This window comes from Streptomyces sp. NPDC028331, assembly GCF_055565775.1.
Map to the genome: position 1 here is coordinate 37,334 of NZ_JBVHTR010000008.1, position 20,250 is coordinate 57,583.

The following is a 20,250-nucleotide window of genomic DNA, read 5'->3' on the forward strand; positions in this document are numbered from 1 at the left end:
TTTGAAACGCTAGCGGGTCGAGGACCGATGCCGCCAGCCCTTTCCCGAAACATCTTCCCAGTGCGGTTTCAGGGGTTCCGTGGACACAGCTGTCCCCTGATACTCCGGGCCTTACGTGGACGCATTTCTACCCCGGCCGCCCGTCCTGCCGGAATTCCGGACGCACGAGCGGGATGGCTTTCCCATCGTCGAAGAACGTATCGGTAAAGCGGGCCGGAAGCAAGGCGAACTCTCGTTCGTCTGAGGGGAGTTGACGATTCCGTTTCCTTGTCGATGGTCGATCTGGCCGGAAATCGGATTATTGGGACAAGTCGGGCGGTGATGCAAAGTGGTGTGGTCGAGGTCGTTCGGTTAACTGTTGGTTGACAAGATCGATGGCGTCAAATTAGCGTCATCGGGACGACCCGAGGAAGAGCAGGTGGCGCGTGGAGACAGGTGAGGAGTTCGGGCCGTGGCTGGCCCGGCAGCTCAAGCTCGCGGGGAAGACTCAGGCCGAACTGGCCGAGGAGCTCGGCCTGACCCGAGCCGCCGTCTCCGCGTGGATCACGGGGAGGTCGACCCCGCGCCCCACCGTGATGGCGGACATCGCCAAGGCGCTCGGCACGGACCTCGGCACGGTACACACGCGTACCACCGACACCCAGGCCGGTCTCCCGGTGACGTGGTACCACCGTCCCGGCTACCCCGACGGTGGCCGGGAACTGGGCAACGCCGCCGCCTTCGCCTTCGATGCGGACGTACAGGTGCTCGCGCGCGAGACCTGCCAGAACAGCCTCGACGAGCGGTTGACGGAGAACGGCCGTCCGGTCCGAGTGCGGTACACCCTGCATGAGTTGACCGGCGAACACCTTGACGCCTTCCGCGACGCGATCCTCTGGAACGACCTCTTCCCGCACTACTCGGCCGTCTCGGAACTCGCCGGCAACCAGAAGGTCGGGCGGGTCGTGGACGCCGGTGTGCGTGACATGTACGAGAAAGGCCGTCTGGTCCTGCTGCGTGTCGACGACTACAACGCCTCCGGCCTCACCGGCGACGACTACGCGGACGGCAAGTTCGCCGCCGTGGTCAGACGCCAGCTGGAGAGCCTCAAGTCCGGGCGCTCGGCGGGCGGTTCTTACGGCCTGGGCAAGGCGACTTTGTGGGCAACCAGCGCGCTCGGGCTCGTTCTCATCAACTCCACGCTCTCCGTTCCCCATGAGGGGCGTACCGAGCGACGCCTGATCGGCCGCCTCGAACTGCCGTGGCGGGAAGTCGACGGTCGGCCGTACGCGGGCCCCGCCTGGTTCGGACGCCCCGACCCCGACTCGCCGGGCGCCGAGGTCGCCCGCTCGTGGTGGGCGGACGAGGAGACCGTGGCGCGCCTGCACCTGAGCCGCGACAGCGACGAGCCCGGTACGTCCTTCCTCATCGTCGGTGCGCACGATGTGGCCAGCCTGGAGGCGAGTACGTCCGACCTCGACGACGATCTCGTCGAGGAGGAGGGGGACGAGGACACCCGCGACATCCGCAGGATGCACAAGCGGCTCGTCCAGGCGCTGGGTCGCGACTTCTGGGCTGCCATGACCGGTGGTGGCGGCCGACTCCCCCTCCTCGAGGTGTCGGTCCGCGCTCTGCGCAACGACGGAGAGGTGGTGGTGGAGGAGACCAAGGTGGATCCCTCGGTCGAACAACCCTCCAGGACCCGCGCCCTGCGGGCCTTCTACGAGGGCACCACGGTGGACAGGCTCACCGAGGCCGGGCAGGTTGCGGTTCGGAACGTTCCCTTGAAGCTGCCGCTGTCGGGAGGTGCTGTCGGCGGCACGCTCGGGATCCACCAGGCGGTGCTGCTGGTCACCGAGGCGGCCGGCGACAACGACAGGCCCATCAATCAGGTGCATTCGCTGCGCGGCAACCGCATGACCGTCAGGAAGGCCACGGTCCCGCGACTACCGCTCGGGACCAACCCGTTCCAGGCGGTTCTCCTGGCAGGCGAGGCTGCCGGGGAAGCGGCACCCTTCGCCAAGGAAGCCGAGGAATTCCTGCGTGCAGCGGAACCCCCCGAGCACGACCGCTGGGGCCAGACGGAGGAGTTGACGCTGCGCTGGTCGCCCTCCGCGTACCGGCGGCTCGAGGGGCTGGCCAAGGAGGTCAACAACGCGGTCAGGGAACTCGTCGCGCGCCCGAGGCGCAGCAGTCGCGAAGGCGGCGAGGCGCTACGCAAGGCGTTGACCGTGAAGAACCGGCCCAAGGCGAAGGTGCCCACCGGCCCCGTGATCCCGGTGCTGAACGGGCTCGACGCGACGATCGGCGATGCGGGCGAGTGGCGGATCACCGCTGAGATCAGCGTTCCGCGGGGCGACGAGGTCGTTCCCATGGTGCCCGTCGCCCTGTTGGACGTGCGCTCCGGCGGCCGCCCGAAGCTGGACTGGGCGGAGCTCGAGGCCGTCGAGGGCTGCGAGGTGGAGGACGGCACCCTCCGCTTCATCCCCGGAGCCCGCCGCGCGACGTTCCGCGGAGCCACCGACGTCACCAGCCACCCGGTCAGGACCGCGCTGACCCGCCTGGTGCTCGAACTGCGTGCCGGCAAGGGGGAGTGACGCGTGAAAATCTACCCGTACAAGCGGCTCAACCGCCCGATCACGTTCCGGGTGACATCGGTCTCCCTCAAACTCGCTGACGGTACGCGGGACCAGCTGGACACCAGCGCGTACTCGACTCAGCAACAGGCCGTCGCGCTCGGCGTCGCGGGGCACGATGACTGGGTGAGCGCCACCATCGGCCTGTCGGCGACCTTGCCCCCCGGGGCCGACGCGCCGGACGCGGCTTGGTCCGACGTGCGCGTCCTCGCCGTGCTGGTGGACGGCGAGACCAACGTCCGTACCGCGACGGACCTCACGCGTGACGCGGAGGACAGCCGTGACTGGGCGGGCTGTCTGGAGGTGCTCCGCGACGACCACTTGGGGCGCGCCTCCCTCTCCATCTACGCCGTCGGCACGGTCGACGGAGTGGCGGGTCGGTCGATCGCCGAGACCGACCGGAGTTGGATCGTCGACACGGTCTCCGACGAGCCGGTCAGCGGCCTCCAACTGGAGGTCCGCAAAGCCTCCTTCACCAAGAGTTCCAGGGAATGGCTGCGGGCGTACGCCGACGCGCCGTGGATCGTGGACACCTCGGCCAGGGTGCCCACCGTCTTCGTGAACACCGACGTCGAGGGGATCGTGGGGCTGTTGGACAGCAGCGGCTCCGGCGTGGAGAGCAAGGTCCGCGACCTCCTCGTCGCTCACATGGCCACGGACGTGTGGACCGCCGTGTTCCACGGTGCCATCGGCGACCTGGAGATCGAGCCCGGTGGCAACCCGGTCTTCCCCACCGACTGGCAGGGCGAGGTCCTGCGGGAGATGCTCCCGGACGTCGTACCCGGCGTGCACGTCGAGGAGGCGCTGCGGCAGGTGCGCCGCCGGCACACCGGCGATTCGGGCTGGGCCGAGCTCCAGACACGTATCCACTACGCAGCGATCCGACGCGCCGAGGCCTCCAGGGCGCTGGGCTATGCCATCCGCAGTCTCGAGCAAGCGAACCGGGAGAGCGAGAAGTGATCACCCAGCCCGACCACGTACCGGAGCGCCTGGCGCTGCTCCCCGCATCGGCCGCAGACAGGTTCCTCACCGAGCAACTGCTCAAGGCCGAACAGGTCCACGGCGGCATCGACCTCGCCAAGGTCGTCGAACCGCTCCCCGAGGACGACGCCAGATGGGCGGTCGAGCCGATCCGCAGCCTTGTGGAAGACGCGATTTTCGAGTTCCGCGACGACCGCACCCGCGCCGACGCGTGGCTCGCGCCGCGGCTTCATGCCACGCTGCGCCTCACGCGGCGGGAGGCGGCGGACAAGCGCCTGTGGACACACCTCGCACTGGCGGTGGCCCCGGACTACGTGGCCTGGCGACACCTGTCGGAGCCGACGGCAGCGCGGCCGGAGCGGCGTATCCCCGTGGAGCGTTTCCAGGGGCCCGCCGACCGCCAGTGCTTCTCCCGTCTGTGGTGGGCGGCCGAACTGTTCCGGAACGGGCCGGACTACGAGCCCGTCGAGGTGGCTTGCGGCAACCAGGACCTCATCCACACGGTTCTGCGGAGGGATCTGATCGATCACCGTCCTACCGCTCAGGCCCTCGTCCGCCTTGTGAAGAGCGGCAAGATCACCACAGGGCGGGAAATCAACGGCCTGAGCGTTGCCATCACCGCGGCCGGAGCGACCTTGGTCTACGACGTCCTCGCACCGGACGAGCCCAGGGACCCGGGCGCTCTTCGAAACTGGATCGCGGAGGCGGAGACGGCACCCCCGGTCTCGCGTCACCTTCTCCCGGTCGGACCCGACGAGGACCCCGTCCCCGAGGAGTCCGTGGCCGCGCTCGTCGACCACTTCACCGAACTCTTCGAGACCGCGCCGATCAGGGGCAGGAAGAGCGAAGTCTGATCCGGTGATCCCCCGTGGTCACTCTGTCGAAGCCTTCTTGGGCGGGGTGGAGCGCGGCGGGGCCTGGTCCTCGGGACACGGGCAGCGGGCGGTGCAGTCGTCCGCCGCCCCGCAGCCGTGGCTGCGCAGCTTGGCCCGCTTCTCCTCCGTGGCCGGCACCCACGGCTCCCGCAGAACTTCCGGGTCCGGCGCGGGGAGACCGAGCGCCGCGCTCAGCAGGTGCGCGCCGAAGAGGGGCGGCACGGCATTGCCCACCTGTTGTGCCTGCGCCGTGCCCGACCAGGGGTAGTTCGGTGGGAAGCTCTGCAGCATCCCCGCCTCGTTCATGCTGAACCGCGGGCCCTCGTAGACGATGTTCTCGTCCAGGTGCTCGAATACCACGAAACGCGAGATGCGGCCGGTGACAGTGGCGGCCGGCTGCTGGTCGGTGCGGACACCGCGTCGCCCCGGGTTTCCGGAACTGCCGTAGTTGGAGCGGACCAGGAAGGGTTTCCTGCGCCCGGGCAGGGCCATGCGCATCGACACCCAGGGCTGCGGTCCCTCGGCCTTCCCCTGGCGCGTCACCGGCTCCGGAGCGATCTCCTCGTCGAGAGCCGGCTGATGCGCGGGCGCGGCGGCCTCGCCGTTCCTGCGATTCCATCGTTTCGCTTCGTAGGCGCGGTGGGTCGGCTCTGGAAGGAAGGGCTCACCGAGCCCCTCACGGCGAGCTATCAGCACGGCCCGCGATCGAGTCTGCGGAACCCCGTACCTTTCGGTGTCGAGGACATCGACCGTGACCTGGTACCTGGTGCCGTCGGGCAGGCCGGTCTTCTGCAGCACCAGGGCGTAATGCTCCCAGAGAGCCTCGACCGCGGGGACCTGCTCCAAGACGATGACGTCGTACGGTCGGTTGCCGCGGTTCGAGCTCCTCGTCGCCTGGATCGCGTAGCGGAGGGGTTCGAGGACCAACGCCGTGCGCGGATCGCTGAGCTTCTGCAGCTCCTTGTCGATCTCATCGTCGGAGACGCCCGCCATGAGCCGTTCGATGTAGCCCTTGACCTCGTCCAGAGCCTTACGGCCGACGCCGCTCCCGGCAACCGAGTACGTCTGGCACGGGGGACCACCGGCGAGCACATTGATCTCCGGGGGCAGCGACTCGAAGGCATCCCTACGAACTGCGCTCACGTCGGCGTGCAGAGTGTCCAGACCGGCCGCGTAACGCGTCAGACAGGCGCTCTTGTCCCATTCGATGCCGAGGCTCGGTACACCGAGCACGTGTGCGGCCACGTCCAGCCCGCCGGGCCCTGCGAAGAGGTCCAGGACAAAGGGCTTGTCGAGGATGGGCTGATGGGGCGGCGTGCTGGTCATGTGGCGGAAGTCTAGCCGGCAGCGGGGACAACCGGATCCCGGTTCAGCGCTTCGGCGACGGCCCGTCCCAGCGCCTCAGCGACGGGTGGTGGCGTCGCGTGCCCGATCTGACGGTACCGGGCGGTCTTGAGCCCGGCGATCTCCCATGATTCGGGGAAGCCCTGCAGCAGGGCCGTCTGGTCCACTGTGATCTGCACCAGTCCGTCATCTCCGAGTGACGGATCCCACTTGAAGTCGGGGCCGGGTGGCTCGTTTCCGAACGATTTCGTGTAGACCCCCATCTGCCGCCACCTGGCCTTCGTGCCGCTCGGTCCGAAGTCCGGGCCGCCGTGTGTCTTGGATCCGCCCACCAAGGTCGGCGCCACACTCGTAGCCTGGGCCGCCCAGCGGTCGGCGTCCGGCCAGCCGCGGGAACGCATCGACGGCGCCAGCGCCTCTCCGACCGACACGTGCTCGTGGACGGTGGGGCGAGGGGGTCGGAAGGCGCTTGCCCACTGCTCCTTGACGGCTGCAAGGATGCCGTGCTCGCGGTCTTGGGGCACTCCGAAATCGGAGGCGTTCAGGACGAACCAGATCAGCTCGTAGCCGAGGTGCTCCAACTCTTCGTGGAGGAACTCCCGTATCGGCGCGAAAGGGTTTCCGTCGACCAAGGTGGGCATGTTCTCGATGACCAGCGCACGTGGCTGGACGGCGTGGGCCAGATAGGCCGTCGCCTGGATGAGGCGGATCTCGGCGTCGGACGATTGGCGCGTCACCGTGGCGCTCGACTTCACGCGGGGGAGACCGGCCGCCAGCAGATCGACGTCGTAGCTGACGGGGTGCTCGGCCGGGTCGAAGTCCAACAGGTCGGCGCGAAGCACGTTCCAGTGCGGCCGATTATTCCGCAGAGTTCTGACGGCGAGCTCGTCGTCATCCAGCAGTAGACGCGGCTCGAACCCCGCCTGCTCCAGCCCGAGGGCAAGCCCGCCCGCCCCGGAGCACACATCCACGAAGGTCAGTCCGCTCATTCTTTTCTCCCCCCGGTTCGTTCTGTCCGACGCCGCTCCACAGCGGCCCCACCCATGCGGCCGCATCCTCGGGAGTTTCATGCTCCGGGAACCGGAGTACCGTTCAGCCGTCCACGATCAGAGTCAAGAGGCTACTTTGCAGCCGACGAACAGCAAGAACCCGCAGGGCGGCATCGCCGAATGAGTTGCAGCAGATCTTCGTCAAGCGAAGCAGTTCCTGAAAAGACATCGCCACGTGAGGCACGCTCTCCGTCTCGGGGGTCGAACCTCCGTCCGAGCGGGATGGAAGACTCAGCGCCGGGACGGGCTCGGCGTACGGCGAGTACGTGTGCGGTCCCCGCTGGAGGCCCCGACCTCCTGCCGTCGCCGCTCGTACACCTCCCGTACTCGCAGTGCGGCAGCCAGCGGATCTTCGTGCTCCCACACACGGAGAACCTCCCAGCCCGCCTCACGGAGCCATTGGTCGGTCTGTCGATCGCGGCGACGATTCGTCTCGAGTTTGTCGGTCCAATAAGCCGTATTGGTCGCCGACAAGGTGTGGTGCTCCGGGCAGCCATGCCAGTAGCAGCCGTCCAAGAAGACAGCCAGGCGCACCCGAGAGAAGACGAGGTCTGCTGTGCGCCTGACTTTCGGCAGTGGGCGGATGGACACCTTGTACCGCAGTCCCAACGCGTGAACAGCTCGCCGGAGAGCCAGTTCGGGCTTCGTGTCCCGCCCCTTGTTGGACTGCATGCTTCGTCGCGTGCCGGGCGATGACGCCCAGGAATCCTCGCTGACGCTACGCGGCTTACTGCTCTTTTTCATGGCTTCTCGTAGTCGGGCAAATCGATCGACAAAGTTCGAGTTCGGTCAATCCACTCGAATCGATCTCCGTAACAGACGGTACTCGCCTGATGCCGTTGACGCTCGGTCTCCAGCCTCAGGCGGTGCTTCCGTGACACCCCTCATAAACCACCCCCGACCCACACCAACACCCATCCCCCCGCTCCGGCGGCCAAGCCACAGCCCGCCCCCGTGCGGCCAAGATCGTCGCGTACTGCGGCAGCAGTGCCGTATCCCCTGGTGACGCGCCCTCCGAGGCCGCGAAGGCCTCGTACGACGGCACCGTCCCGGACACGATCCCCAGGTTCCCCGTCCCCGACGCCGAAAGCTCCCTCAGTGACGCCTCTATCGTCGCCAGGTGCTCCTCGTGCGACGGGTACTCCGCCGTCAGCGTCGGGTACGCCGACACCAGCTCCGCCAGTTCCCCCGTCGGCCAGTGCAGGACCGCCACCGGGAACGGGCGGGACAGGGCCTCCCGGTAGGCGCCCAGTTCTGCTCGGAGGCGGGTGATCTCCGCCTTCAGTTCCGCCGGGTTGTCCGAGCCCAGGGTCCAGATCCGCTTGGGGTCGTGCAGCTCGTCCAGGGTGATGGAGGAGGAGTGGACGGTGTCCGCGAGGGCGTCCCAGTCGTCGTGGGGTGCGCCGAGCATGCGGCGGACGCGGTGGCGGCCGTAGAGGAGGGGGTGCGTGGACTGCGGGGGTTCCGTGGCGTCGCCGACCAGGAGGCGCAGGCCCTGCGTGAACGTCTCCTCCGCCGCCTGGAGCTCGTCGTGCGACTCCAGGGACTCCGCGACGATCACCCAGGGGGCGGGGTGGCGCGGGGCGGCCGTGCGGACCCCCTCGATGATCGCGCGGGCCTCCGCCTCGTGGTCGTACTCCCACAGGTTGGACGCCTTCAGGGCGCGTACCAGGTGGGGGTTCTCCAGCGGCCGGCCGGAGGACAGCAGGCGGTCGTAGAGCGCGGTCGCTCCGGGGCGGTCGCCGGCCAGTTCCCGGTGGGCCGCGGCCTGCAGCAGCAGGTGTTCCGCGTCCTCGGGATACAGGCCGGCAGTTCGCTCCAGGCGTGCCGCTTCGGCGTTGTGGTCGACGTTCTCGGCAGGCGTGTCGGGGCGCATGGGGGACACGGTACTGCCGTTGGCCGACAAGCAGCAGATACCCGCAGGTCAGTGGGCAGCGTGCCGGGCATGTTACGAACGCCTGGTTCGCGGGTCGGTTGACGGAGTCGCTGGAGGGGATGTGGACGGCGGTGATGACGGCGGCAAGTCCCCTTCGGGGCGGTGGACGTCCGTCAGGACCGTGTCGTCGAGGTGTACGGCGTCCAGCTCGGCCCCGGCGAGGTCCGCTCCGATCAGGGAGGCTCCAGCGAGGTCCGCGTCCGTGACGTCCGCCTGCCGTAGGTCCGCCTTGTCGAGGTAGGCGTTGCGCAGGTCCGCGTGCACCAAGGTGGTGGATCTCAGGTCGGCCGAGTCCAGGCGGGTGTCGGTCAGGTTCGCCCCGGTGAGGTCGGCCCCGGTCAAGGCCGCCCTGCTCAGGTCTGCTCCGGTGAGCGCGGCGCCCTGTAACTGGGTCTGTTTCAGCGAGGCGCGGCGCAGGGTCGCGCCGGAGAGGTCCGCGTCCCGCAGGTCGGAGTTCGTGAGCACCGCTCCGGTGAGGTCCGCCTTGGTCAGGTCGGCGCCCTGGAGGCTCGCGCCGATCAGATACGCACCTCTGAGGTCGAGACGTGTGGCGCCGTCGTGGACCGGGTCGCGGTGGGCCAGTACGAAGAGTGCAGCCTGGACGTCGGGAGCCTTCTCCGGCGTCGACAGTTTCTTGGTGGCGTGGGTGCGGATGTGCGCGGACAGGGTGGCGATCACTTCGGGCTGATCGCGAGGGGAGTCCTCCATGATGCCCTGCAGGGAGAAGACGGCGCCTCGGCGGATGGTCGCGGAGTTGTTGTCGAGGCGTTCCAGGGCCCTGTCGTACCGGTCGGCGATCTGTCCCTGTTCAGAGATGGCCAGCTCCCTGGACGCCTGGGTCACCGACACCCAGGTGAAGATCAGTGCGGCGACCGCGGCGAGGCCCGGGAGCATCGCGGCCGTCACAGCCAGCCGGTTGCCCCAGGTGCTCGTCTCCGGGGGTGGGGTGGGGCCGGGCCCGTCGGCGCCGGCCGTTCGCTGCGGTGCTCCGCGGCGGTGGCCGGGACGGTGTGCGCCCAGTGGAGCCCTGGGGCCTTGTCCGCTGCGCCGTCCCGCTCGCGCTCGGCGGTCCGCTATCCGTCGAAGCTGCCTGCTCCGGGCCCCCGCCCGCGGTGTGCCTGTGGTCATGGCTGCTATTTGAGCCGAGGGGGCGCCGGTGGGGAAAGCCGCGGCGGCGAGGGTTCACAGAACTCTCGCCGCCGCCCCCTTCACCGGTCGTCGTCTATACGGCCACCCCGTCCACCTGCAGCGTCTGCACCGCCCCCGCCGCGAACGGCACGCTCAGCGTCTTTCCGCTCAGGTAGGTGTCCGAGTGGGACGTGTACAGGTCGCCGCCACCGCCCGTGACCGTGTTCCAGCGCGGGATCACGCCGCCCGTGCCGCCCGTCACCGTCGTGAAGCGGGAGAGGTCGAAGGTCAGGGTCTGGGCGGAGGACGACTTGTTCGCCGCCACGATCACCAGGCGCTTCGCCGACTTGTCCAGGGCCGCGACCGCGTAGTCGGCCCCCGTGTCGAGGATCGTCATGCCGGGGCGGATGTGGCGGCTGAACTGCGCCATCACGTAGTACTTCGTCTGCACCGCGCCCGGCTCGAGCGTGCTCGCGTCGTAGGCGATCATCGCCCAGCTCGCCGTCGGGTCCATCACCTGCCAGTAGACCCAGGCGGTGGGGTGCAGCCAGCGGAAGTCGAGGAGCAGGTTGCTCGCCAGGGTGAGGCCGGTGGCGTCGCCGTCGCCCGTCTCCGAGTTCCACAGGCCCTTCCCGGACGTCTTCACCACGTCCGTGTAGAGGAGGTCCCTGCGGCCGCCGGAGCCCTGGTAGCCGTGGACGTTGACGCGGTTGACGTAGCCCTTCGTCGTGGAGCTGAAGGAACCCCACGTCGTGCGCGCCAGGTCGTAGCTCGTCTCGTCCGACGCGGAGATCTTCGTGCCCGTCAGGCCCCGCTTGTCCAGCTCGCTGCGCAGGTACGGCAGGACGGCCGACTGCACGGAGGCGTCCATGTGGCAGCCCTCCTGGGTGCCGTCCGCCTTCCACCAGCCCGACGACGGCTCGTTGAAGGCCTCGACGGTCGTGAAGTTCACGCCCCAGTTGTTCCTGGCGTAGAGGGCGACGGAGGCCAGGTGCGAGGCGTGCTGGCGGTAGTTCCAGGACTGGAGGTTGTTGCCGCCGTCGGAGGCGCCGGAGGGGTTGTGGTTCAGGCACATCCACCACATGGGGGAGTTGGCGAACAGCTCGCTGACCGCGCCGCGTTGGGTCGCCTTGACCAGCATCGCGCGCTGGGTGGCGTCGGCCGTCCACTTCCAGGCCGAGGAGGTCGGGTCCTCGTTGTTCCAGTCCTGCCAGTAACCCTCGATCTGCTTGAACGACGGGATGTTGGGCGAGACGACCATCGATGCGCCGCCCACGCTGTTCCAACTGCACCCGCCGAGGTTGTAGCGGGCGATGTTCAGGCCGAGGCCGGGAAGTGTCCTGCCGCCGTACGACACCGACTTGGTGGTGAAGAAGATGTCGGCGAAGTCGTCCCGGGCGCCGAAGACGTTGGCCCACCAGGCCAGGGAGGTGCCCCAGCCCTCCCAGCTTCCGTAGGTCGTAGAGGGGTTGACCGCGATGGTCGCGTCGGCGTGTGCGGTGCCGGTCGCCAGGGCGCTCCCGAGGAACGTGCCGCCCGCGGCGGCCAGCAGAGTTCTGCGTCGGATCATGGCCTTCTCCGCCTCTCCGTGCCGCCCGAACGCCGGGTCGTCCCTCCGGCGTCGACCGGTCCCGCTGGATGCACAGGAAGGATCGGGTGTGGCGCATGGGGTTGTCGAGGGTTGTGACGGCCCTTTCTAAAACCGGTAGATGAAGCCTGGGCGGAGGAGGAAGGGGCAGGGTGGGGAGAGCCGGGCCTATGAGCCTGGTGACTTGCCGGGCGTACGAGCCTGGTGACTTGAGGGTGCGTCTTCTATCGTGCGGGCGGCTCCCCGGCGAAGGAGGCGTGCGCATGCGGGTTCTGCGGGCTTCCGTGGTCGTGCACCGCACCCGGCGGCGCCGTGCCCTGCGGCGACGGGTGCTGTGGACCGGTGGGGAACTCCTCGTCACCGCCGGGCTCGTGCTCCTGCTGCTCGTCGTGCACGAGGCGTGGTGGACCAACCGGGAGGCCCGGCAGGGGACCGAGCGGAAGGTGGAGGCGCTGGAGCGGGAGTGGGGGACGGCGGCGACCGGGGACGCGGACGCCGGCGGGGACGCGGCCGGGGGCGGGGCCGGGGCGCCGGTCTCCTCCACCGTGCGGCCCGAGGCCGGTGGCGGCCGGCGGGCCGGGGGCTCGCCGCGGTCCGGGGACTCGCCGCGGCTCCGTCCCGCCCGGTCCCAGGCCTACGCCGTCCTCGTCATCCCGCGGCTGGACCTCCGCGTCCCCGTCGCCGAGGGCGTGGACAAGGCGGAGGTGCTGAACAAGGGATACGTCGGCCACTACCCCGGCACCCAGCAGCCGGGGCAGGCCGGGAACTTCGCCCTCGCCGGGCACCGGAACACCCACGGGGAGCCGTTCCGGTACCTGAACCGGCTCAGGGTCAAGGACGTCGTCCGGGTGGAGACCGGGGCGGCCGTGTACACGTACGCCGTCGACCGGATCCTCCCGGAGACCTCCGCCCGCGACTACGGCGTCGTACGGCCCGTGCCGCGTTCGCTCGTCAGACCCGACTACGGGTACGACGAGCCCGGCCACTACATCACCCTGACCACCTGCACCCCCGAGTACACCTCCCGGTACCGGCTGGTGGTGTGGGGGACGCTCACGTCTGTGCGGTCTCGGTGAGGCGGAGGCTCCTCACGCCCGCTCCCGCTGCGTCAGGACGGTGATTCTCAGGCCCGCTCGCGCAGCGTCAGGACGGTGATCCTCACGCCCGCTCCCGCAGCGTCAGGACGGTGACCGCGCCCAGCAGCGCCAGCGCCGCCGAGACGACCTCGGCGACATTCGCGCCGTGCGCCAGTGAGCCCGGGCCGCCCGACGTGGCCAGTGCGATGGTGAGCGCCACGCCCGCGCAGGAGCCGATGTAACGGAACGTCTGTTGCGCGCCCGAGCCCATCGCCGCGCGTTCGGCGGGAACCGACTCCACGGCGACCAGGGGCAGCGCGGCGTTCAGCAGACCGCTGCCCACGCCTCCGATCGCAAGGCCCGGCAGCACGCGGGTCCAGGAGCCGGAGCCGACCGCGCCGAGCAGCGTCAGGACGGCGACGGCGTGCAGGGTGAAACCGAGGGCGAGCTGGTGGCGGGGCGAGACCCGGCCCGCCAGCCGCTTGGCCTGGAGGGCGACCACGAAGGACAGCCCGGACCAGAACAGGTACAGCCACGCCGTCGCGAGCGGGCTCAGGCCCAGCGTCTGCTGGAGCAGCGCCGGCAGGAAGGTGAACAGGCCGAGCACGCCCAGGCCCGTGAACAGACCGCCCGCCGCGGAACCGAGGAACCGCCGGTGGCGCAGCAGGGACAGGTCGATCATCGGGGTGCGGGTGCGGTGCTCGATCAGGGCGAAGGCGGCGATCAGGACGACCGCCGCCGCGAGCAGCAGCGCCACCGGGGCGCGCAGCCAGCCGTCCCGGCCCAGCGTCAGCGCCGCCACCAGGGAGACGAGCGCCAGGCTGAAGACGAGGGCGCCCGCGAGGTCCGGACGGCCGCCCCGGGGCGCGCGGGACTCCGTCAGCGTCCGGGCGGACAGGGCGGCGACGATCAGCGCCGCGGCGCCCAGCACCCCGAAGGTCAGCCGCCAGTCGGGCATCGCGCCGGCGATCAGTGGTCCGACCGCGATGCCGCCGCTGACGAACGCGCCCCACACCCCGGTCGCGTGCAACCGGCCGCGCGGGGTCGGGAAGGCGTGCACCAACAGGCCGAGGCTGCTGGCGAGGATCGCCGCGCTCGCCGCGCCCTGCGCGACGCGGGCCAGGGTGAACAGCCACGTGGAGGTGGCGAAGGCGCCGAGCACGGTGGTGATGCCGAGGGCGACCGTGCCCGCCACGAAGATCCGGCGGCGGCCGTAGTCGTCGGCGAGGCTGCCGGCCACCAGGAGCAGCGCGGCAAGGCCCAGCGGGGTGCCGTTGAGCAGCCAGGCCTGCGCGGAGAGGGGGGTGTGCAGGGCGGCGGCGGTGGCGGGGAGCGTGACCGCCGGCGCGGTGTACGTCATGAGCGCGACGGCCGTGGCCGCGCTGGTCAGGGCCAGGGTGGGGGTGGCCCGGGGAGTTTCGTGAACGGGCGGGGCGGGGCGGGTTCCCGTGGTCGGTTCCGTGCGATCCAGCTGGGGCATGGCTGCTCTTCCGGGCGGGGTCGGGTGGTGGGTTCGTTGGTTGAACTTTCGGTTGTGAGTGACGCTAGCAGCGTGAGTTCGTTCATTGAACCAAGTTTGGGAAAAGTCGGTTCGGTGATTGAACTTAACCGTCGGAAATTCGCTACAGTGAGGCCATGGCTCTCGGAAAGGACTACGCGAGGCAGGAGTGCTCCCTCGCGCACGCGCTGGAGATCATCGGCGAGCGCTGGACGCTGCTCATCGTGCGCGACGCGGTCTACGGCGTGCGGCGCTACAACGACTTCCTCGTCCACCTCGGCATCCCGCGCGCCGTCCTCGCGGCCCGCCTCCAGAGCCTGACCGCCGAGGGCATCCTGGAGAAACGCCGCTACCAGGAATCTCCGCCGCGCGACGAGTACGTCCCCACCGAACGCGGCATCGCCCTGTGGCCCGCGCTGCGCGCGCTCGGCCGGTGGGGGCGCGAGTACTACTCGGAAGCCCAGTTGCGCATCTTCCGGCACGCGACCTGCGGCACGGACCGGGAACTGGGGCCGTACGGCGAATGCCCCGCCTGCGGAACCATCGTGCCCGCCGAGGACGTTGAGATGCTGCCGGGACCGGGGCTCGACCCCCACCCGGCCGATCCGGTCAGCCGGGCGCTGCTGAAGCCGAAGATGCTGCTGCAGCCACTCCAGGTCGAGCCTGTATAACAACCCTGTACGACAGATCTGGAGAAGGACACCGACGGCGAGCGAGCCGGGGGGAGGGACGCGGATGATCCGGACCTGGGTGCGGCTGCGCCCCGCCGCCGTGCTGCTGCTCCTGCTGCTCGAGGTCGCAGTCCTCGACGCCGGCAGCCTCTCCGCCGCCGTCGCCCTCGCCGCGACCGCGGCCGCCGGTTCCGCCCTCGCCCTCTGCGCGCTGATCGCCGCCCGCAGTGTGCCCGCCGTGCCGCCGACCCGGGTGCGTACGGCGATACGGGACCGGGAGCACCGTACGGCGTTCCTGCCGCAACGGGACCCCGACGCGGCCGGCCGACAGCGGCCCAGGGCACCCGGACACGCCCTTCCGGCGACCACCGCGTAGGGCACGGCTTCCTTCGTACGTCGCTCGTACGTCCTCGCATGTCCTCGTACGCCTTCGTGCGTCTCCGAGGGGGCTCGTACGGCTTCCGTACGTCCACGGAGGTCCGCGTACGACCTCGTGCGTTTCCGTACGTTCACCTACGACCTCGTACGACCTCCGTACGTTCACCTACGACCTCGTACGTCTTCCGTACGTCCGCGTACGACCTCGTACGACCTCCGTACGTCCGTGCCCCCGCGCGGGTCGTCATGCCGACACACCATCCCCCCCCCACCCCGGCACGACGAGACCCCGGAGGGCTCACCCTTGTCCGCGTTCCTGTCCGTTTTCGCCCGCCTGGTCGAGCACCTCGCCGACCTGCTCCAGCCGCTCTTCCACGCCTCCGCGGCGGCCGCCGCGATCGTCCTGTTCACCGCGCTCGTACGGCTCCTCGTCCACCCCCTCTCCCGCGCCGCGGCGCGCGGACAACAGGCGAGCGCCCGGCTGCAGCCGAGGATCGCCGAGCTGAAGAAGAAGCACGGGAAGGACCCCGAGAAGTTCCGGAAGGCGGTCCTCGCCCTGCACGCGGAGGAGAAGGTCTCGCCGCTGTCCGGGCTGCTGCCGGGCCTCCTCCAACTGCCCGCCTTCTTCCTCCTCTACCACCTGTTCTCGAGCACGACGATCGGCGGCGAGGCCAACGACCTGCTCTCCCACGCCTTGTTCACCGCGCCGCTCGGCGACCGGTGGGCCGACGCGCTCGGCCACGGCGGGCCGCTCGGGCCGGCCGGACTCGTCTACCTCGGGCTGTTCGCGCTCGTCACGGCCGTCGCCGCCTTCAACTACCGGCGCACGAAGCGGACGATGGCCGCGAGCCCCGTTCAGGCGGGCGGCGGGGAGCAGGTGCCCGGGCTCGGCGCGGTCACCAAGGCCATGCCGTTCCTGTCGTTCTTCACGCTCGTGACCGTGGCGGTGGTGCCGCTGGCCGCCGCGCTCTACGTGGTGACCAGCACGACGTGGAGTGCCGTCGAACGGGCGGTGCTGTACCGCTGAGCGCGCCGGGCGGTCGTCGGCGGTCCAGTCCGTGAACGGGGTATTGCGGACTGACCGCCGACCTTGGAGGATCGACCAGTCCTCCGATGGCTGTGCCCGGGCCGCACCTGGCCGCACCCTTCGGCGGCTGCCCGCGATCTAGGGAGACTGTGACCATGAAGCTGCTGCGAGTCGGTACGGCGGGGGCGGAGCGGCCCGCGCTGCTCGACGCCGAGGGGATCCTGCGGGACCTGTCCGGTCTCGTCCCGGACATCGACGGACCGTTGCTCGCCGACGACGCGGCGCTCGGCCGGATCCGTGCCGCGGCCGAGAGCGGCGAACTGCCCGCGCTCGACCCCACCGGGCTGCGCGTCGGACCGCCGCTCGCCCGCATCGGCAAGATCGTCTGCATCGGCCTGAACTACCACGACCACGCCCGCGAGACCGGTGCGGAGCCGCCCGCCGAGCCGGTCATCTTCTTCAAGGCGGCGGACACGGTGGTCGGGCCCCACGACACGGTGCTGGTGCCGCGCGGGTCCACCAAGACCGACTGGGAGGTCGAACTGGCGGTCGTCATCGGACGGACCGCCCGCTATCTGGAGTCCCACGAGGAGGCGCTGGCGCATGTCGCCGGGTACGCCGTCGCGCACGACGTCTCCGAGCGCGAGTTCCAGATCGAGCGCGGGGGGACGTGGGACAAGGGGAAGAACTGCGAGACGTTCAATCCCCTCGGGCCCTGGCTCGTGACGGCGGACGAGGTGGCCGATCCGCAGGACCTGTCCCTCAAGCTGTGGGTCAACGGGGAGTTGAAGCAGGACGGGACCACGGCGGAGCAGATCTTCCCGGTCGCCGAAGTCGTGCGGTACGTCAGCCAGTTCATGACGCTGTATCCCGGTGACGTCATCAACACCGGGACGCCGGCGGGAGTGGCGCTGGGGCGGCCGGAGCCGAAGCCGTTCCTTCGGGCCGGGGACGTGGTCGAGCTGGAGATCGAAGGGCTTGGGCGCCAGCGGCAGGAACTGAAGGACGCGTAGGCGCTGCGCCGGGAGGGCCGGGGAACTGCGGCGGTTCGTCGACCGCGGGCCGTCGTCGGCTGGTCGCGCAGTTCCCCGCGCCCCTTCAGGGGCGCCCCTCGACCCCTAGTTCTTGAACTGCTCCAACGCTTCGACCACCAACCGGTGGTCCTCCACCTGCGGCAGTCCGGAAACCGTCACCGCCCCGATCACCCCGGCACCCTCCACCCTGATCGGGAAGGAGCCGCCGTGGGCCGCGTAGACGTCCGGGTCCAGGCGGGAGGACTCCTCGAACGTCGTGCCCTTCGCGCGGAAGCGGGAGCCGACCAGCAGGGACGAGCAGCCGTAGCGTTCGACCACGCGGCGCTTGCGGTCGATCCACGCGTCGTTGTCCGGGGCCGAGCCGGGCAGGGCCGCGTGGAAGAGCTGCTGGCCGCCGCGGCGGATGTCGACGGCCACCGGGGCCTTGCGCGCCCGCGCCAGCTCCACCAGCAGCGTGCCCAGCCGCCACGCGTCGTCGTACGTGAACCGAGTGAGCGTCAGGCGGCGCTCCTGCTCCTCCAGTTCCGGGATCCCGGGGGTCGCGGCGGTCACAGCTTCACCTCCACGCCCTCGCGAGCCGAGCGTCGTGCGGCCTCCAGGACGTCCAGGGCCTCGGCCGCCTCCAGGGCCGGCACCGGGTTCGGGCCGCCCTCGCGCAGGGCTTTCGCGATCGCCGTGTAGTACGCCGGGTAGTCTCCGGGGACGGTCGGCACGGCGTCGCCGCCGCCGGTCAGCGGGGACTCCCCGGCGCCGAGACGGCCCCACAGGGACTCGGGCTCCTGTCCCCAGTCCGGGCCGGGGCGCAGGCCCTCGCGCAGCGCCGCCTCCTGCGGGTCCAGGCCGTACTTGACGTATCCGGCGCGCGAGCCCAGGACCCGGAAGCGGGGGCCGAGCTGGGCCGCCGTCGCCGAGACGTACAGGTGGGAGCGGACGCCGCCGGTGTGCGTGAGCGCGATGAACGTGTCGTCGTCCGCCTCCGCGCCTGGGCGGCGGACGTCCGACTCGGCGTACACGGAGACGGCGGGGCCGAAGAGGACCAGCGCCTGATCGACGACATGGCTGCCCAGGTCGTACAGCAGACCTCCGATCTCTGCGGGATCGCCGGACTCCCGCCAGCCGCCCTTGGGCTGCGGGCGCCAGCGCTCGAAACGGGACTCGAAGCGCCAGACGTCGCCCAGCTCGCCCTCGGCCAGCAGCTTGCGCAGGGTCAGGAAGTCGTTGTCCCAGCGGCGGTTCTGGAAGACCGACAGCAGCAGGCCCCGCTCCTCGGCCAGCGCCGCCAGTCCGCGTGCCTCGGCCGCCGTGCCCGCGACCGGCTTGTCGACCACGACCGGCAGTCCGGCCTCGAGGGCGGCGGTCGCGATCGGCACGTGCGTCCTGTTCGGCGAGGCGACGACGATCAGGTCCAGTTCGCTGGCGCGCGGCCACAGCTCGTCGGCGGTGGCGGCGAGCCGCACGTCCGGGAACTCGGTGCGGGCCTGCTGCTGCCGTTCCGGGTTCGAGGTGACGACCGTGTCGAGGACCAGGCCCTCGGTCGCGGCGATCAGCGGGGCGTGGAAGACGGAGCCCGCGAGGCCGTAGCCGACCAGGCCCACGCGCAGGGGGGTGTCAGTACCAGGGGCTGTGCCAGTCATGCGCCCCACTTTCGCAACAGTGTTGCCAAAGTGCAAGCGGCAGGGACAATGGAGGCGTGGACAGGACGTGCGCGGGACCGGCGGAGGCGGCAGGCATGGGGGAGGGACCGTGGCGAGCGGAGTGAATCTGAGCGGCGTGAATCCGAGCGGAGTGAACCTGCTCGCCCTGCGCAGCCACAACACGGCTGTCGTGCTCGACCTGCTGAGGGCGGCCGGAGAGCCGGGAATCAGCCGGCTGGAGCTGGCGGAGCGGACCGGGCTGACCCCGCAGGCCGTCAGCAAGATCACCGCCCGGCTGCGGGCGGACGGGCTCGTGGCGGAGGCGGGCCGCCGTGCCTCGACGGGCGGCAAGCCGCGTACGGTGCTGCGGCTCGTGCCGGGCGCCGGGCACGCCGTGGGGCTGCATCTGGACCGGGACGAGCTGCGGGCCGTGCTGTGCGACCTCGCGGGAGCGGTGGTGGCGGAGCGGCGGGCACCGCTCGACCTGGGCGCGGGGGCGGAGGCCGTGGTCGAGGGGGCGGCCCGCGAGGTCGAGGAGCTGGTGGGCGGGGTGGCGGTGCTCGGCGTCGGGGTCGTTCTTCCCGGCCCGCTCGACCACCGGCACGGGGTGCTGCACCGGGTCACCGGGTTCCCCGAGTGGGACGGGTTCCCGTTGCGGGAGGCGCTGGCCCGGCGGCTGGCGATGCCCGTGGTCGTCGACAAGGACACCAACGCCGCCGCGCTCGGGCTCGCCCTGGGCGCGGTGGCCGAGGTCGCCGACGCGTCGTTCGCCTATCTGCACCTCGGGACCGGACTCGGCGCCGGGCTGGTGATCGGCGGCGCCGTGCACCGGGGCGCGCGGACCGGCGCCGGGGAGTTCGGGCACCAGGTGATCCAGCTCGACGGGCCGCCGTGCGGGTGCGGTAACCGGGGCTGCCTGGAGGCGCTGTGCCTCACCGCCGTCGCGCGCGGCGACGTGCCGGAGGCGGCACGCGTCCTCGGCGTGGGCGCCGCGAACCTGGCCGGGCTGCTCGACATCGACCTGGTGCTGCTCGGCGGCCGTACCGTCGCCGCGCACCCGGAGCCGTTCCTTCGGGGAGTTGGCGCCGTCCTCGGCGCACGCGCCCGGCGCGAGGGCTCGACCGCGGCGGTACCGGTGCGGATCGCCCCCGGCGGGGCGCGCGGCGTGGCGGAGGGCGCGGCCCAGTTGCTGCTCGCACCGTTGTTCGGGCGGGCGGAGGGGTGACCCGAGCCCGTATGCGGGGCCGCGGCGCGGGCGGGCGGAGGGGCGACCCGATCCCCTCGCGTGGAGCCTCCGCCCGGTCCCCCGGCACAGGGCGGGCCGATGCGCTGATCGGGGGGACTTGGGTCGGCCGCTTCGGGTCGGAGGGCGTGGCGTGCCTCGGGGCGGCCTCGCCTGTCCGGTCATATCTTCAT

Annotated in this window: 18 protein-coding genes; 9 read left to right on the plus strand and 9 right to left on the minus strand. The window is 70.7% G+C overall.

The window, feature by feature from the left end:
* Window positions 1–425 precede the first annotated feature (425 nt).
* From ACZ4SW_RS13965 to ACZ4SW_RS13975, 3 genes are read left to right on the plus strand one after another with little or no spacing between them, the layout of a single operon-like run.
* On the plus strand, window positions 426–2,576 hold the full coding sequence (locus ACZ4SW_RS13965) for a helix-turn-helix domain-containing protein (RefSeq protein ID WP_468242103.1): 2,151 nt from the start codon (window positions 426–428) through the stop codon (window positions 2,574–2,576).
* Between the two features lie 3 nt (window positions 2,577–2,579).
* Window positions 2,580–3,575, plus strand: coding sequence for a hypothetical protein (locus ACZ4SW_RS13970; protein WP_468242105.1), 996 nt, complete (start codon window positions 2,580–2,582; stop codon window positions 3,573–3,575).
* Window positions 3,572–4,450, plus strand: coding sequence for a DUF6339 family protein (locus tag ACZ4SW_RS13975; RefSeq protein ID WP_468242107.1), 879 nt, complete (start codon window positions 3,572–3,574; stop codon window positions 4,448–4,450). Before ACZ4SW_RS13970 ends, ACZ4SW_RS13975 begins: the two co-directional genes overlap by 4 nt.
* Before the next feature lie 18 nt (window positions 4,451–4,468).
* On the opposite strand, the gene ACZ4SW_RS13980 is transcribed toward ACZ4SW_RS13975, so the two are convergent.
* The 6 genes from ACZ4SW_RS13980 to ACZ4SW_RS14005 all read right to left on the minus strand — a co-directional run bounded on the left by ACZ4SW_RS13980 (window position 4,469) and on the right by ACZ4SW_RS14005 (window position 11,498).
* On the minus strand, window positions 4,469–5,797 hold the full coding sequence (locus ACZ4SW_RS13980; RefSeq protein WP_468242110.1) for a DNA cytosine methyltransferase: 1,329 nt from the start codon (window positions 5,795–5,797) through the stop codon (window positions 4,469–4,471).
* An 11-nt stretch (window positions 5,798–5,808) separates the two neighbouring features.
* Entirely contained in the window at window positions 5,809–6,804 is a 996-nt protein-coding gene (locus ACZ4SW_RS13985; protein ID WP_468242112.1) for a DNA cytosine methyltransferase, read from the minus strand.
* Between the two features lie 291 nt (window positions 6,805–7,095).
* Complete coding sequence (locus ACZ4SW_RS13990) at window positions 7,096–7,608, minus strand: very short patch repair endonuclease (protein ID WP_468242114.1); 513 nt, start codon at window positions 7,606–7,608, stop codon at window positions 7,096–7,098.
* Window positions 7,609–7,723: 115 nt separating this feature from the next.
* On the minus strand, window positions 7,724–8,740 hold the full coding sequence (locus ACZ4SW_RS13995) for a hypothetical protein (RefSeq protein ID WP_468242117.1): 1,017 nt from the start codon (window positions 8,738–8,740) through the stop codon (window positions 7,724–7,726).
* 72 nt (window positions 8,741–8,812) lie between these two features.
* Complete coding sequence (locus ACZ4SW_RS14000; RefSeq protein ID WP_468242119.1) at window positions 8,813–9,706, minus strand: pentapeptide repeat-containing protein; 894 nt, start codon at window positions 9,704–9,706, stop codon at window positions 8,813–8,815.
* 316 nt (window positions 9,707–10,022) lie between these two features.
* Complete coding sequence (locus tag ACZ4SW_RS14005) at window positions 10,023–11,498, minus strand: glycoside hydrolase (RefSeq protein WP_468242121.1); 1,476 nt, start codon at window positions 11,496–11,498, stop codon at window positions 10,023–10,025.
* 281 nt (window positions 11,499–11,779) lie between these two features.
* Here ACZ4SW_RS14005 and ACZ4SW_RS14010 point away from each other — a divergent pair, with 281 nt between their 5' ends.
* Window positions 11,780–12,592: a class E sortase gene (locus tag ACZ4SW_RS14010; protein WP_468242124.1), complete on the plus strand. Its 813-nt coding sequence runs from the start codon at window positions 11,780–11,782 to the stop codon at window positions 12,590–12,592.
* 82 nt (window positions 12,593–12,674) lie between these two features.
* On the opposite strand, the gene ACZ4SW_RS14015 is transcribed toward ACZ4SW_RS14010, so the two are convergent.
* Entirely contained in the window at window positions 12,675–14,072 is a 1,398-nt protein-coding gene (locus ACZ4SW_RS14015) for an MFS transporter (protein WP_468242126.1), read from the minus strand.
* Window positions 14,073–14,227: 155 nt separating this feature from the next.
* On the opposite strand from ACZ4SW_RS14015, the gene ACZ4SW_RS14020 reads away from it, so the two are divergent.
* From ACZ4SW_RS14020 to ACZ4SW_RS14035, 4 genes are all read left to right on the plus strand, one after another.
* Window positions 14,228–14,761, plus strand: a complete 534-nt coding sequence (locus ACZ4SW_RS14020; protein WP_468242128.1) for a winged helix-turn-helix transcriptional regulator — start codon at window positions 14,228–14,230, stop codon at window positions 14,759–14,761.
* Between the two features lie 64 nt (window positions 14,762–14,825).
* Window positions 14,826–15,137, plus strand: a complete 312-nt coding sequence (locus ACZ4SW_RS14025; RefSeq protein ID WP_468242131.1) for a DUF6412 domain-containing protein — start codon at window positions 14,826–14,828, stop codon at window positions 15,135–15,137.
* A 318-nt stretch (window positions 15,138–15,455) separates the two neighbouring features.
* Window positions 15,456–16,166 (plus strand): membrane protein insertase YidC, encoded by a 711-nt coding sequence (yidC, locus tag ACZ4SW_RS14030; protein ID WP_468242657.1) that lies wholly within the window; start codon window positions 15,456–15,458, stop codon window positions 16,164–16,166.
* Between the two features lie 155 nt (window positions 16,167–16,321).
* Complete coding sequence (locus tag ACZ4SW_RS14035; RefSeq protein WP_468242133.1) at window positions 16,322–17,179, plus strand: fumarylacetoacetate hydrolase family protein; 858 nt, start codon at window positions 16,322–16,324, stop codon at window positions 17,177–17,179.
* A 105-nt stretch (window positions 17,180–17,284) separates the two neighbouring features.
* On the opposite strand, the gene ACZ4SW_RS14040 is transcribed toward ACZ4SW_RS14035, so the two are convergent.
* On the minus strand, window positions 17,285–17,752 hold the full coding sequence (locus tag ACZ4SW_RS14040; protein WP_468242136.1) for a heme-degrading domain-containing protein: 468 nt from the start codon (window positions 17,750–17,752) through the stop codon (window positions 17,285–17,287).
* On the minus strand, window positions 17,749–18,834 hold the full coding sequence (locus tag ACZ4SW_RS14045; RefSeq protein ID WP_468242138.1) for a Gfo/Idh/MocA family oxidoreductase: 1,086 nt from the start codon (window positions 18,832–18,834) through the stop codon (window positions 17,749–17,751). The genes ACZ4SW_RS14040 and ACZ4SW_RS14045 overlap by 4 nt, the downstream gene beginning before the upstream one ends.
* 109 nt (window positions 18,835–18,943) lie before the next feature.
* Here ACZ4SW_RS14045 and ACZ4SW_RS14050 point away from each other — a divergent pair, with 109 nt between their 5' ends.
* Window positions 18,944–20,059: an ROK family transcriptional regulator gene (locus ACZ4SW_RS14050; RefSeq protein WP_468242140.1), complete on the plus strand. Its 1,116-nt coding sequence runs from the start codon at window positions 18,944–18,946 to the stop codon at window positions 20,057–20,059.
* Window positions 20,060–20,250 lie beyond the last annotated feature (191 nt).